General features: G+C 60.4%; 12 protein-coding genes. 5 read left to right on the top strand and 7 right to left on the bottom strand.

What is annotated here, in order from left to right:
• The first annotated feature begins 179 nt into the window (after nt 1–179).
• From Q1A20_RS16680 to Q1A20_RS16660, 5 genes are all read left to right on the top strand, one after another.
• Nucleotides 180–695 (top strand): fasciclin domain-containing protein, encoded by a 516-nt coding sequence (locus tag Q1A20_RS16680; RefSeq protein WP_299917725.1) that lies wholly within the window; start codon nt 180–182, stop codon nt 693–695.
• Between the two features lie 162 nt (nt 696–857).
• Nucleotides 858–1,925: an AI-2E family transporter gene (locus Q1A20_RS16675; RefSeq protein ID WP_298972605.1), complete on the top strand. Its 1,068-nt coding sequence runs from the start codon at nt 858–860 to the stop codon at nt 1,923–1,925.
• A gap of 1 nt (nt 1,926) precedes the next feature.
• Nucleotides 1,927–2,598, top strand: coding sequence for a chromosomal replication initiator DnaA (locus tag Q1A20_RS16670; RefSeq protein WP_299406374.1), 672 nt, complete (start codon nt 1,927–1,929; stop codon nt 2,596–2,598).
• Nucleotides 2,599–2,642: 44 nt separating this feature from the next.
• Complete coding sequence (locus Q1A20_RS16665; protein WP_298972062.1) at nt 2,643–4,817, top strand: RNA degradosome polyphosphate kinase; 2,175 nt, start codon at nt 2,643–2,645, stop codon at nt 4,815–4,817.
• A 90-nt stretch (nt 4,818–4,907) separates the two neighbouring features.
• A complete protein-coding gene (locus tag Q1A20_RS16660; RefSeq protein ID WP_299406378.1) occupies nt 4,908–6,488 on the top strand; it encodes a Ppx/GppA family phosphatase in 1,581 nt (526 codons plus the stop codon).
• Here Q1A20_RS16660 and Q1A20_RS16655 read toward each other — a convergent pair.
• The 7 genes from Q1A20_RS16655 to Q1A20_RS16625 all read right to left on the bottom strand — a co-directional run bounded on the left by Q1A20_RS16655 (nt 6,485) and on the right by Q1A20_RS16625 (nt 12,915).
• Entirely contained in the window at nt 6,485–6,826 is a 342-nt protein-coding gene (locus tag Q1A20_RS16655; RefSeq protein WP_299917722.1) for a hypothetical protein, read from the bottom strand. The two genes, Q1A20_RS16660 and Q1A20_RS16655, sit on opposite strands and share 4 nt — an antisense overlap.
• Before the next feature lie 16 nt (nt 6,827–6,842).
• Nucleotides 6,843–7,847 carry an endonuclease/exonuclease/phosphatase family protein gene (locus tag Q1A20_RS16650; protein WP_299406383.1) on the bottom strand — a complete coding sequence of 335 codons (1,005 nt, stop codon included), beginning with the start codon at nt 7,845–7,847 and terminating at the stop codon, nt 6,843–6,845.
• Complete coding sequence (locus tag Q1A20_RS16645) at nt 7,847–8,527, bottom strand: molecular chaperone DjiA (protein WP_299406385.1); 681 nt, start codon at nt 8,525–8,527, stop codon at nt 7,847–7,849. Before Q1A20_RS16645 ends, Q1A20_RS16650 begins: the two co-directional genes overlap by 1 nt.
• A gap of 52 nt (nt 8,528–8,579) precedes the next feature.
• Nucleotides 8,580–9,059, bottom strand: a complete 480-nt coding sequence (locus Q1A20_RS16640; RefSeq protein WP_299406388.1) for a GNAT family N-acetyltransferase — start codon at nt 9,057–9,059, stop codon at nt 8,580–8,582.
• Entirely contained in the window at nt 9,056–9,670 is a 615-nt protein-coding gene (locus Q1A20_RS16635) for a VOC family protein (RefSeq protein WP_299406647.1), read from the bottom strand. The genes Q1A20_RS16640 and Q1A20_RS16635 overlap by 4 nt, the downstream gene beginning before the upstream one ends.
• A gap of 145 nt (nt 9,671–9,815) precedes the next feature.
• Complete coding sequence (scpA, locus tag Q1A20_RS16630; protein ID WP_299406391.1) at nt 9,816–11,945, bottom strand: methylmalonyl-CoA mutase; 2,130 nt, start codon at nt 11,943–11,945, stop codon at nt 9,816–9,818.
• Nucleotides 11,908–12,915, bottom strand: coding sequence for a hypothetical protein (locus Q1A20_RS16625; protein WP_299917718.1), 1,008 nt, complete (start codon nt 12,913–12,915; stop codon nt 11,908–11,910). The genes scpA and Q1A20_RS16625 overlap by 38 nt, the downstream gene beginning before the upstream one ends.
• Between the last annotated feature and the right edge of the window lie 14 nt (nt 12,916–12,929).

The following is a 12,929-nucleotide window of genomic DNA, read 5'->3' as shown; positions in this document are numbered from 1 at the left end:
ATCGCGAAACCGGCCCCTTCCAAATCCCCAAGCGGCCAGAAGCGGGCGGCAATTCATGACGTGTGCAAATATTACACGTTTTTCACAAAGCCGCGAGGCCGCTGATCCGGGGCACCCGACCCGCCGTAAGCCTTTCATGTCAGACAGGCATGTATGAACTTCAGCAAAGGGACCACCCCATGACACATTTTCGTAAAATCGCAGCCGCCGCTGCAACCGCATTGACCCTCGGCACCGCCGCTCAGGCCGCCGACATTGTTGAGATTGCTTCGGGTGACGAGCGCTTCTCCACGCTGGTGGCAGCGGTTTCCGCAGCAGGTCTGGTGGAAACGCTTCAGGGTCCCGGCCCCTTCACTGTTTACGCGCCGGTCAACGATGCCTTCGCAGCGCTGCCAGAGGGCACGGTTGAAACCCTGCTCAAGCCCGAAAACAAGGGGCAACTGACCGACGTCCTGCTCTACCACGTCGATGACCGCAAGCTGACGGCAGAGATGATCCCGAACGGCTCCACCTACTTCAAACCGGTCTTGGCCTCCGAGCGCCTGTGCATCTCCAAAGGGGCGGATGGCGTCTCCATCGCTGATGGCACGGGCGAAACTGCTACGGTTGTTGTGGCCAACATCGAAGCAGACAACGGTGTGATCCACGTCGTGGACAAGGTGCTGCTGCCAGGGACACGTCCCGACTGCAACTGATCCTAAGACACAGAAACATATAGGCCTCGCAATGTGCGGGGCCTTTTTCATGTGTTTTGGCGGTGCAGTGATCGCGGGGCCGCAAGCGGCCTGTTCCTTTATTGGCTTGAAACACCCGCACGCATGGGCGATGTCACCAGTATCCCGATCCATGGAGCGCTTATGGCCCTGCCCGTACACAAACAGCTGACCTATTGGGGGATCGCCATGGCGGTCTTTCTGGTGTTGATGTGGTCGCTTGGGCATGTGTTGCTGCCCTTCGTTCTGGGCGGTGCCATCGCCTATTTCCTGGACCCGGTTGCGGACCGGCTGGAAGGCCTGGGGCTGAGCCGTATCGCTGCGACAGGTATTATCACCATCGCCTGTATCCTGGTCTTTGTGATGATGGCCCTGCTGGTGATCCCGACACTGACCAATCAGGCGCTGCAGCTGTTCAACGTGGCCCCGGAATACGCCAGAAGCATCAGCACGTTCCTCATCGAACGTTTCCCATCGCTTTTGGACGCAGGCTCGACCCTGCGCCAATCCATCGATACCGTCGGCGAGACCATCAAGAGCCGGGGCGCGGAACTGCTGGAAACCGCTCTGGGGTCGGTCGCGTCGATCCTCAATGTGGTGGTGCTACTGGTCATCGTTCCTGTGGTCTCGGTCTATCTGCTGCTGGATTGGGACCGCATGGTGGCCCGCATCGATGAGCTTTTGCCGCGCGATCATGCGGCAACGATCCGCCAACTCGCCGGAGAAATCGACAGGACGCTGGCCTCTTTCATCCGCGGCATGGGCACCGTCTGCCTGATCCTCGGCACCTATTACGCCGTCGCTCTGATGATCGTCGGGCTGCAATTCGGGTTGGTTGTGGGCTTCATTGCCGGGCTGGTGACCTTCATTCCCTACCTTGGCGCGCTGATCGGTGGGGCGCTCGCCATCGGACTTGCACTTTTCCAGTTCTGGGGGGACTGGCTGTCGATCGGGATGGTCGCCGGGATTTTCGCGATCGGTCAGGTCGTTGAAGGCAATATCCTGACCCCGAAGCTGGTCGGCAATTCCGTCGGGCTGCACCCGGTCTGGCTGATCCTCGCGCTTTCGGTTTTCGGGGCATTGTTCGGGTTCGTGGGCATGCTGGTGGCGGTGCCCGTCGCCGCCGCAATCGGCGTGATCGCACGGTTTGCGGTCGATCAATACAAGCAATCCCTGCTCTACCGCGGCCTTTCCGGACGCGACGAGGACTGACATGCCTGAGCAACTCGGATTTGATCTGCCAAGCGTTCCGGCGCTGGGGCGCGCCGACTTTATGGTCGCGCCATCAAACGCGATGGCTCTGGCCATGGTCGAAAGCCTGCAGCGCGGCAAGCTGGTGCTGACCGGGCCGGAAGGTGCCGGCAAAACCCATCTGGTTCATGTCTGGGCCAGCCGCATGAACGCCACGATCAGAGCTGCAAAAGACATCCGTGACGAAGACGTACCGCTTTTGTCCCAGGGTGCCGTTGCGGTGGAAGATGTGCCCTTGATCGCCAATGATCCTGCGGCCCAAACCGCGCTTTTTCACCTGCACAATCTGGCGCTGGCAGAAGGCCACGCGCTTTTGTTCACCGGTCGGGCGCCGGTACGTGACTGGGGCCTCACCCTGCCCGATCTGGCAAGCCGCATCGCCGCCGCCCCCACCGCCGCGCTGGAGGCTCCCGATGACACCTTGTTGAGCGCGGTGTTGGCCAAACTCTTTGCGGATCGGCAACTCACCCCAAAAGCAGACCTCATTCCCTATCTGATCCGCCGCATGCCCCGGTCTTTTGCCGATGCCCGTGCGCTGGTCGATCAGCTCGACGCAGCCTCATTGGCACAAAAACGCCCAGTATCACGGGCACTTGCAGCCCAGTTGCTGGACAATGACAAGGGGGCCGGTTGATAAATGTCACACAAGTTTCACACAGCACCCCCTAAAAGGCCTGCATGACACAAGCCGATTTTCTGACTGCCGATTTCCCCGCCGCCACCGAGATGCCAGATCTTGATGCCAGCGGACCCGCCCGTTTTTTCAACCGAGAACTCAGTTGGCTGGGGTTCAACTGGCGGGTGGTGCAGGAGGCCGAAAATCCCCGCGTTCCCTTGCTGGAACGGCTGCGGTTTCTGTCGATTTCAGCCACCAATCTGGACGAATTCTATACGGTGCGCGTCGCCGGTCTGCGCGAGCTTGCCCATGCCGGGAACACCACCCCGGCGGCAGACGGTTTGAGCCCGACGGAGCAATTGGCCCTGATTGATGAAAACGCCCGCCAGCTGCTGGAAACCCAGCAACGGGTGCTGGTCGCCCTGCTGAAAGAGATGGAAGGCGAAGGCATTTCGCTGCTGCGCAGCGCTGATCTGTCGGCAAAGGATCGCAAATACCTCGAAGAGGTTTTTCTCACACAGGTATTCGCAGTCCTGTCACCGCTGGCAATTGATCCCGCGCATCCCTTCCCCTTCATCCCCAACACCGGCTACGCGCTGGCGCTGCAGCTTGAGCGCACGTCTGACAAGCGCCCGCTGCAGGCGCTTTTGCCGATCCCCGCGCAGATTGACCGTTTCATTGCCCTGCCTGCCGAAGACGGGAACAGCCGTTTCCTGCCCCTCGAAGAACTGTTGGTGCTGAACATTTCCGGCCTGTTTCCGGGCTACAAGCTTAAGGATTATTTCGAGTTCCGCGTGCTGCGGGACAGCGATCTGGAAGTGGAAGAAGAGGCCGAAGACCTTGTGCGCGAATTCGAGGTCGCTCTGAAACGCCGCAGACGTGGGGAGGTCGTACGGCTGACCCATTCCCCGGGCGCGCCGGAAAAGCTCAAGGCGGTGATCATGGAAGAGCTCGGTGTGGAGCAGAGCGAGGTCATCGAGATCAATGGCATGATCGGCGCGGCAGATCTCAAGGAGCTTGTTCTGGACAGTCGCCCCGATCTTTTGTGGTCGCTGTTCACGCCGCGCGTGCCTGAACGGGTGACCGATCACGAAGGGGATCTGCTCGCGGCGATCCGGTCAAAGGACATGTTGCTGCATCACCCCTATGAAACCTTCGATATGGTGGTGCGGTTTTTGCAGCAAGCCGCCCGCGACCCCAAGGTCGTTGCGATCAAACAGACGCTCTATCGCACCTCGCGCGACAGCCCGATTGTCGAGGCGCTCTGCGAGGCGGCGGAGGACGGCAAATCCGTGACCGCGCTGGTTGAACTGAAGGCCCGCTTTGACGAGGCCGCGAACATTCGCCAGTCCCGCAGGTTGGAACGGGCAGGCGCGCATGTGGTCTACGGATTTCTCGACCTGAAAACGCACGCCAAGATCTCCACCGTGGTGCGGCGTGAGGGCAACCAGCTTGTCACCTACACCCACTATGGCACCGGCAATTATCATCCGATCACGGCACGGATTTATACCGATCTGTCGCTTTTCACCTGCGACCCGCGTCTGGGGCGGGATGCGACCAAGGTCTTCAACTATCTCTCTGGCTATGCGCTGCCCGAAAGCCTCGATAACCTCGCGATTTCTCCGACGACTCTGAAACCACGTTTGTTGGAGCTGATCGCGGCGGAGGCCGAACACGCGCGCGCGGGCAAACCCGCAGTGATCTGGGCCAAGATGAACTCGCTGATCGACAGCGAAGTCATCGACGCGCTCTATGCCGCCAGCCAGGCGGGTGTGAAAATCAGCCTGGTGATCCGCGGGATTTGTGGCTTGCGACCCGGCGTCAAAGGTCTGAGCGACAATATCCGGGTGAAATCGATTGTCGGGCGCTTTCTGGAGCATTCCCGCATTGTCTGTTTTGGCAATGGCCACGGTTTGCCGCACAAAAAAGCCCGCGTCTTCATCTCATCCGCGGACTGGATGGGGCGCAACCTGAACCGCCGCGTCGAAACCCTGGTTGAGATCGAAAACGCCACGGTCAAAGCGCAGATTGTCAGCCAGATCATGGCCGCGAACCTCGCCGACGTGGCGCAAAGCTGGGTCATGGGGCCTGATGGTGTCTTCGACCGCCCACCGGTGCCTGAGGGTGCTTTTGCTTTCAACTGCCACCGGTTCTTCATGGAGAACCCCTCGCTTTCCGGACGGGGGTCTGCGGGCGCGTCCGATGTGCCCAAATTGACCCACACCGAAGACTGATCCGACATCGCCCCTTTGGCGCGGGGTCAGGAACATTGACCCAAGCGCGATTATTGAACAGGGTGTCCCTGCAAAATACCGGATGTCTGCATGACTGAAACCACCACACTTCCCGGACGCGCGGCGTCGCAGACAGACCACCCGGACATGGGATTTTTTGGCAGGCCCCTTTTTGATGACCCCAGCGCACGGGCGCTGTCGCGTGTGGGTGTTGTCGATGTCGGATCGAACTCGGTGCGCTTGGTGGTGTTTGACGGCGCGGCGCGGTCGCCGGCCTATTTCTACAACGAAAAGATCATGTGTGCGCTGGGTGCCGGTCTGTCGGAAAGCGGCAAACTGAACCCCGAGGGGCGCGTGCGCGCGCTCAGCGCCCTGCGCCGCTTTCAGCATCTGGCCCAGGGCATGGGCCTGCCGGAGCTGACCGTCGTGGCCACCGCCGCGGTGCGCGACGCCAGCGATGGTGCTGATTTTAGGGAGGAGGTCAGGCGCGAAACCGGGCTGCGGATCTGGGTCATCGACGGTGAAGAAGAAGCGCGCCTGTCCGCACAGGGCGTCTTGCTCGGCTGGCCTGGCTCCTACGGGCTGGTCTGCGACATCGGCGGATCGTCGATGGAATTGGCCGAAATCTCCGACGGGCGCGTCGGGCGGCGGGTGACATCCTCCCTTGGGCCGCTGAAACTGCGCGAACTGAAAGGCGGCAAAAAGGGCCGTGCAGCCCATATCAAACAGACCATGACGCAGCTTCAGGATGTCATGGGCAAGCAGCGTGACAGGCTGTTTCTGGTGGGGGGCTCCTGGCGCGCCATCGCCCGGATCGACATGTATCGGCGCGGCTACCCCCTGCAAGTTCTGCATGAATACCGCATGACGGCGCGCACGGTTAGCGAGACCGTCAATTTCATCCAAAAGGCCGATCTGGAAGAGCTGCGCAGCGCCTGCGGTATCTCCTCGGCACGGATGAGCCTGGTCCCACTCGCGACCGAAGTTCTGGGGCGCCTGATCAAAAGCTTTCGGCCCAAGGACATCGCGATTTCCAGCTACGGCATCCGTGAGGGCATGCTCTATGAACAAATGCCGCAACGCTTGCGCGACCGGGACCCCCTGATCGAAGCCTGCCGTTTCGCCGAGGCCAAGGATGCGCGTATGCCCGGGTTTGGCAAATCGCTCTATGCCTTCATTCACCCGATTTTCAAGTCGGTGCCCCTGCCGCGCCGCCGGTTGATCAAGGCCGCCTGCCTGCTGCATGACGTCAGCTGGCGGGCACATCCCGATTACCGGGCAGAAACCTGTTTTGACAATGCCACCCGCGCCAATCTGGGCGGTCTGAAACACTCGGAACGGGTCTTTCTCGGGCTGGCGCTGCTGCACCGCTATTCCAACAAACGCGAAGGCACCCGTTTTGCGGATCTCTATGATTTGATTGACGAAAAGTCTCAGCTCGAAGCAGAGATTCTCGGCAAGGCCATGCGCTTTGGCGCGATGTTGTGGATGACGCAGGACGCGGAACGCGGCACGTTGCGTTGGTTTCCCAAGAAAAAGGAACTGCATCTGCGGCTGACACCTGACATGGTGCCGCTTTTCGGCGAGGTCGCCGAGGCAAGGTTGATGTCGCTGGCGTCATCTCTCGGGGCGGCGGTTCAGATCAAGAAAGTACGCTCGGCTCGGAGCTAAAGCTCGATCTGCGGTGGCTCTTCTTCTGGCGATATCTCTTCCGGCTTGCGGCGGATGATGATGTCGCCGTTGTCCAATATCTCCGGCGCTTCATAGGCGGACCAGTCTTCGATCTGTCCCATCAGGTCCGCAAAGGCGGGCCCCATTTCATCCATGAAACCACGCATGCTCTCAAATGCGGGTTCCATTTCAAGCAGCAATCCTTCGAGGAATTGCTGCGCCCCGCGTTCCATCATTGACGGCGCGTCCTTGTCCTCTGCCCGCGCGGGGTGGACAGCGAAATGCAGCACAGCAAGGGCAATTAGAACCTGTTTCATGCGACCAATATAGCCACCCATAGGCGATTCTTCGAGGTCAGATGTCCAAATCCATCGTGACGGGGAAGTGGTCCGAGGCCATGACCAGCGCCTCGCGCAGCTCAACATCGGCCCAGCAGGCCGGATCATCCAGCGGATGCCAGATGCGCCAGGAAGCCCCCTTCTGCCGCAAATCTGGCGTGATCATGATGTAGTCCAACAGCGCTTGCAAATAGCGCTTCTCCGGCTTGATCCAGAAACGCGCGGTTGTCGGCACGGGCCCCAGCCGCGTGGTCAGCGCCCGGCTGGCATGCGGATCAAAAAGCGCGCCCGCCGGCCCGTCCATGACAATTTCAACGGAAGAGCGGCCAAAAAGCCCCTCGAACTCATCCAGGCCCGGACCGTCATTCAGATCGCCCAGAACCACCAGCGGTGTTTTTTCGTTCAGGTGTTGGTCGATCCGGGCGCGCAGCCAGACCGCCTGCGCCAATTGCTTGCGCCTGTTGGCAATCGCCAGCTTCATCGCGTGGGCTGGGTTGCGCGCGCCGTGGGGGGCTTTTGACTTCAGATGCGCGCCAACCATCTGAAAGGTGAAACCGGCTTTTGTTGTGATCTCCAGCTCCAACGGCGGTTTGGAAAACGTGACACTGTCGCGCGTGGCATCGATGTCGAGATCAATCTCGAAGGTCCCATCAAACCGCGGGACATCCGCGGTGCCGGATCGCGGCGCGTGTTTTGCCGTCAGCGCCTCCGGATCATAGAGCAGCGCAATCTCCTGCTGCGTATCATTCATGAACCCCATCACCGCAGCACGGGTGCGCAACCCGAAATGCGCCGCAAAATCTTCCAGCGCGGGCACGGTTTGTCGTTTGCTGTTCGCATCCGGCGCCTCGATGATCATGACCGCATCCGCATCCATCGCGCGGAAAACAAGCCCCAGGGCTTCGGCCTGCTCGGCCCTTGTCACGTTATGGCGCGCAGACCATTCACCATTGGGTTCAAGCCGGTTTTCCCGGTCAAAAAGCGTGGTGAACCACTCGACATTATACGTCGCCAGCCGCATCAGCTCATGACACCGGCGATCTCATCCCAGGCGCGGTTGATGTCCGCCATGCGCTTTTGTGCAAGGTGCACAGCCTCTTCAGGCACCCCGCGCGCGATCATCGCGTCCGGGTGATTTTCGCGGACCAGCTTGCGCCAGACTTTGCGAATTTCATCGGGTGGCGTGTCCGGCGTCACGCCCAGAACGGTGTAGGGATCCTGATGTGTTTCAGGGGCAAACCGCATGCGCAAGGCCTTGAACTCCGCCTGCGGCAGCTCAAAAATTTCGGTCACCCGTTCAAGAAAGGCGTCTTCGTTGGGGTGGTAAAACCCATCCGCCATCGCGATGTGAAAGAGCCCTTCCAGCAAATCACGCAACGTCTCCGGCTCCCCGGAGAACATCGCCTTGATGCGCGCGGCATAGACCTCGAACCCCGCGACGTCCTGACGTGCCAGATTGAAAACCTTTGCGGCACCCGCTTCGTCCTGGGCGGCAATATGGAAGACTTCGCGAAAGGCCGTGACTTCGTCGCGCGTGACCTGTCCGTCCGCCTTGGCCATCTTGGCCCCCAAGGCAATGACCGCGATGGCAAATGCGACAGATCGTTCACGCGGGCTGCGCAAACGATCAAAGACCTGCGACAGGCTTTCACCCGCAGCAAGGGCCGACAACGCGTCAGAGATGCGGGACCAGATGGACATGGGGGCGACCATACCCGTTACCCCGCAGCATGTCAGGTGGCGAAGCGTCGCGTCAGAGAATTTTCTGCATCAAAACAAGATCGAGCCATTGCCCGGCCTTCTGACCGACTTGCGGCATTCGACCGACTTCAGTGAAACCGAGACGTTTATGAAACTTCTGCGCGCCCGTGTTGGTATTGCTGATCCCGGCAACCATTACGTGACACCCAAGCTGGCGCGCGGCAGCCTCAAGCTCTGCCATCAATATCCGCCCGACACCCGCGCCCTGCTGGCGCGCATCCACCAGCACGGTGTGCTCCACCGTCGCGATATAGCCGGGACCAGAACGGAACGGGCCAAATGTTGCAAAACCGGCGAATTGCCCGGCCTTTTCAGCAATAAATGACGTCGCCGCTCTGGTCTCGATCAACGCCTGAACCTCGGCGCAGGATTTTTCGACCGTCGTGAAGGTTGAAAGCGTCTCCCGGATCATGACGTTCCAGAGCGCCGCCACGACGGCAGCGTCCTCGGGAATTGCCGCCCGAACCTTCACGCAATCATGCGCACGCCATGGGGCGTGTCAAATTCTGCGACCAGACCTTTTTCCCCGGTTTCATATGACACCCGGTCGTCTTGCAACATCGGGGCAAAGAGGTTGTTGATCGCCTCCGCGTCGGGGTGCCGAACGGTCAAGCGGCGCAGGCGCACGCCTGAAGCAGGCAGCATCTTAGCGGGATGCAGGGACGTGTCCCACTGAATGAGCGCCGGCGCGCAATTGTCGAAGGGCAGAATGCCATCGTCCGGCACGGACATGCGCCATTGCAAGTCGCCACGTTGCAAAGCCACAGGATTTCCCATCTGATCCGGTAGTTTCTCCAGCTCTTCCAACATGTTATCAGATCGGCAAATCCAGTTTGTCAGGCGGGCGGGCCCTACAAAACGGTCCAGATCGAACCAGCGCGTACGAGAGGGCGTCGGCGCATCGGGGTCGATCGCAATCGCCTCCAGATAGAGGCCGTCTTCCAGACCCAGGAGCGCGTTATGGGTTGAAAAGACGTCATGCTGTCCCCCCGGCTGGAGGCTCATCCCCAGTGCAGCTTCAGCATGCTCTCTCGCCTCTTCCAGTGTTTCACCGGCTATCGCAATGTGATCAAAGTCCACGATATTCTTCTCTTTTCAACTGTGAATGCGATCAGGCGCAGCCGCAGCATTGCAAGCCTGATGGCGCAAACATGCGCCGCAAACCCAGACATGCGCAAGACAGAAGATCGACAAAATTCGAAATAGCTACCCCCGCGAGCGGGCTCGGTCAGGACCGTGCAGCAGAGATGAGTTTGAGAATGTCCTGGGCCGCTTTCGGAATGTTTGTCCCTGGGCCAAAGATCGCCTTCACCCCGGCATCGTAGAGAAACTGGTAATCCTGCTGGGGGATCACCCCGCCGCAAATCACCAGAATATCCTCTGCGCCCGCGTCCTTCAGCGCTTGCACCAACTGCGGGGCCAGCGTCTTATGCCCCGCGGCCTGCGAACTGATGCCGATCACATGCACGTCGTTGTCGACGGCATCTTGGGCCGCTTCTGCCGGGGTCTGGAACAAGGGCCCGACATCCACATCGAACCCGATATCGGCGAAGGCGGTTGCGATCACCTTGGCGCCCCGGTCGTGCCCATCCTGGCCCATTTTCACCACCAGCATACGGGGCCTGCGGCCTTCTTCCTCCGCAAAGGCTTCGACTGATTTCTGAATGGTCGCAAACCCTTCGTCGCCCTCATAGGCCGCGCCATAGACACCGGCGAGCGTTTTGACTTCCGCACGGTGGCGGCCAAAGGTTTTTTCCATTGCCATACTGATCTCTCCAACTGTCGCGCGCGCCCGCGCCGCCTCTACCGCAGCCGCCAGCAAATTGCCGTCCTCTGCCGCGCATTTGGACAGCGCCGCCAGGGCCGCCTCGCAGGCGGCCTCATCCCGGGTGGCCCGGATTTTGTCCAATCGTGCGATCTGACTGCCCCGGACGGCGGCATTGTCGATGTCGAGAATGTCGATCGGATCTTCGCTGTCGCGCCGGTACTTATTGACGCCAACAATCACCTCGGTGCCGCGGTCGATCCCCGCCTGACGCATCGCCGCCGCCTCTTCGATCCGCAGTTTTGGCATGCCTGAGGCCACCGCCTTGGTCATGCCGCCCATCTCTTCAACCTCTTCGATGAGCTTCCAGGCCGCCTCCGCCAGATCCGCGGTCAGCTTTTCTACATAGTAAGATCCGGCCAATGGATCGACCACATTGGTCACCCCGGTTTCTTCCTGCAAAATCAGCTGCGTATTCCGCGCGATACGGCTGGAATTTTCCGTGGGCAGCGCAATCGCCTCATCCAGGGCATTGGTGTGCAGCGACTGGGTGCCGCCCAGAACCGCACTCATTGCCTCATAGGCGGTGCGGATCACGTTGTTATAGGGGTCCTGCTCCTGCAGGCTGACGCCAGAGGTCTGGCAATGGGTCCGCAGCATGGAGGATTTGGGGTTTTTCGGCTCGAACTCCTCCATGATCCGGCTCCAAAGCAACCGCGCCGCGCGCAGCTTGGCCGCTTCCATGAAAAAATTCATGCCGATGGCAAAGAAGAACGACAGCCGCCCGGCGAATTTATCCACATCCATACCGCGCGCGATGGCGGCCCGCACGTATTCGCGCCCATCGGCCAGGGTAAAGGCCAGCTCCTGCACCAGGTTCGCCCCCGCTTCCTGCATGTGATAGCCGGAGATTGAGATCGAATTGAACTTCGGCATGTGATCGGAGGTGTATTCGATGATATCCGCGATGATCCGCATCGACGGCTCCGGCGGGTAGACATAGGTGTTGCGCACCATGAATTCCTTGAGGATGTCGTTCTGGATCGTACCGGAAAGCACGGATTTGTCGTGCCCCTGCTCTTCTCCTGTCACGATGAAATTCGCAAGGATCGGGATCACCGCGCCGTTCATCGTCATGGAGACGGACACTTTATCCAGCGGAATGCCGTCAAAGAGGATTTTCATGTCCTCGACGCTGTCGATGGCCACGCCCGCCTTGCCGACATCGCCCTCCACACGGGGATGATCGCTGTCATATCCCCGGTGCGTGGCCAGATCGAAGGCAACGGAAACCCCCTGTTGTCCGGCCGCCAGCGCACGGCGGTAAAACGCATTGCTTTCTTCGGCGGTAGAAAAGCCTGCGTATTGGCGAATGGTCCAGGGGCGACCGGCATACATCGTTGCTTTGACGCCACGGGTGTAGGGGGCCTCCCCCGGAATCGTACCAAGATGATCCAGTCCCGCAACATCCTCTGCGGTGTAGAGAGGCTGCACCGCAATCCCTTCAAGGGTCTGCCATGTCAGGTCCTGCAAAGGTTTGCCGCGCAACTCGGCCTCAGCCAGGTCGCGCCACTTGTCTTTCTTCGTGCTCATCTCCATGTCCTTCCGTCTGTGCACCGGCTGGCAGGATTTTTCCTGCTCTTGTCCGGGCGTGATCCTCTGTCAGTGTGGCGATGCCGTCTGCACCGGCGGTGAGCCACATCATGTCGTCTGCATATGTTTCGCGCAGGGCGGCGTGTTCGTCGGGGGTAAAGGGGTTCCAGCGTTCCATGCCAAAGGGCAAGACTGCGCCCAACGTGCCACGATCCGCCAGAACACGACGCAATTCCGGCAATGTGGGTGTCCGGTTCAACCACGCGCGATCGCTGTCTCTGGGCGCCTCAACACCTGCGCCACGCTCCAGCAGGACTTCAGGTCGACCCGCATAGTATTCAAACGGCAGCACCTTGATGTCTGCGTCAGGTACCGCACATCCCAGATCGGTGATCACGTCGCGCCAGCCACGGCGCGCGTAGGCAATGCTGCGCAACTTGTCCCGTTCCGGTACCGCGTGTTCACGCGCCACGCCATAAGACAGCGCGGAACTCCAATAGAGCTCCAAGCTACGCGGGCTGAACATCACCGTTGTCACCTGTCCTTCGAAGGCACGTGCAAAGCGGGCCATGCGCTCGCCAATCCCGGCATAAAGACTGCCCGCGCTGATGTTGTCGCGCACGGAACCGATCATGCTCTCGTCACTCACCACCAGCGTCTTGAGTCCGCGCGCGCGGGCCGCCGTGAGCTGCAATTGCACCCGCCCCTCGGCACGCCGCCGCAGATCCCGCCCCTTGGCCACCTCGGGCTTTGGCACGATGCCCGCGAACAACCCGCGCCGCGTGCGACCTGGGCCCCAATAGCCGATACCCGCCTCTGCCAAGGGTTCGGCATGGCGATGCATGTAGTCCTGAAATGTCTTTGTCCCAGTGCGATGTGCACCTACGTGAAGAATAACGTCCATGACGCGTGTGACCCAATGTTTAACGACCGCCCCTGCCGGTCCGAAGGTTGGGGTGAGCGTCATCATTACACGCAATCCCT

Origin of the sequence: uncultured Roseobacter sp., assembly GCF_947501835.1 — a bacterium.
GTDB lineage: Bacteria > Pseudomonadota > Alphaproteobacteria > Rhodobacterales > Rhodobacteraceae > Roseobacter.
The sequence above is the reverse complement of the archived record's forward strand: the minus strand, read 5'-3'. Positions and strand labels throughout refer to the sequence as shown.

Bases quoted from the DNA above. Each gene is read 5' to 3' on its own strand.
- Q1A20_RS16645 (WP_299406385.1), bottom strand. From the start codon at position 8,527: ATGTCCATCTGGTCCCGCATCTCTGACGCGTTGTCGGCCCTTGCTGCG.
- Q1A20_RS16675 (WP_298972605.1), top strand. From the start codon at position 858: ATGGCCCTGCCCGTACACAAACAGCTGACCTATTGGGGGATCGCCATG.
- Q1A20_RS16655 (WP_299917722.1), bottom strand. From the start codon at position 6,826: ATGGGTGGCTATATTGGTCGCATGAAACAGGTTCTAATTGCCCTTGCT.
- Q1A20_RS16670 (WP_299406374.1), top strand. From the start codon at position 1,927: ATGCCTGAGCAACTCGGATTTGATCTGCCAAGCGTTCCGGCGCTGGGG.
- Q1A20_RS16650 (WP_299406383.1), bottom strand. From the start codon at position 7,847: ATGCGGCTGGCGACGTATAATGTCGAGTGGTTCACCACGCTTTTTGAC.
- scpA (WP_299406391.1), bottom strand. From the start codon at position 11,945: ATGAGCACGAAGAAAGACAAGTGGCGCGACCTGGCTGAGGCCGAGTTG.
- Q1A20_RS16665 (WP_298972062.1), top strand. From the start codon at position 2,643: ATGACACAAGCCGATTTTCTGACTGCCGATTTCCCCGCCGCCACCGAG.
- Q1A20_RS16660 (WP_299406378.1), top strand. From the start codon at position 4,908: ATGACTGAAACCACCACACTTCCCGGACGCGCGGCGTCGCAGACAGAC.
- Q1A20_RS16625 (WP_299917718.1), bottom strand. From the start codon at position 12,915: ATGATGACGCTCACCCCAACCTTCGGACCGGCAGGGGCGGTCGTTAAA.
- Q1A20_RS16680 (WP_299917725.1), top strand. From the start codon at position 180: ATGACACATTTTCGTAAAATCGCAGCCGCCGCTGCAACCGCATTGACC.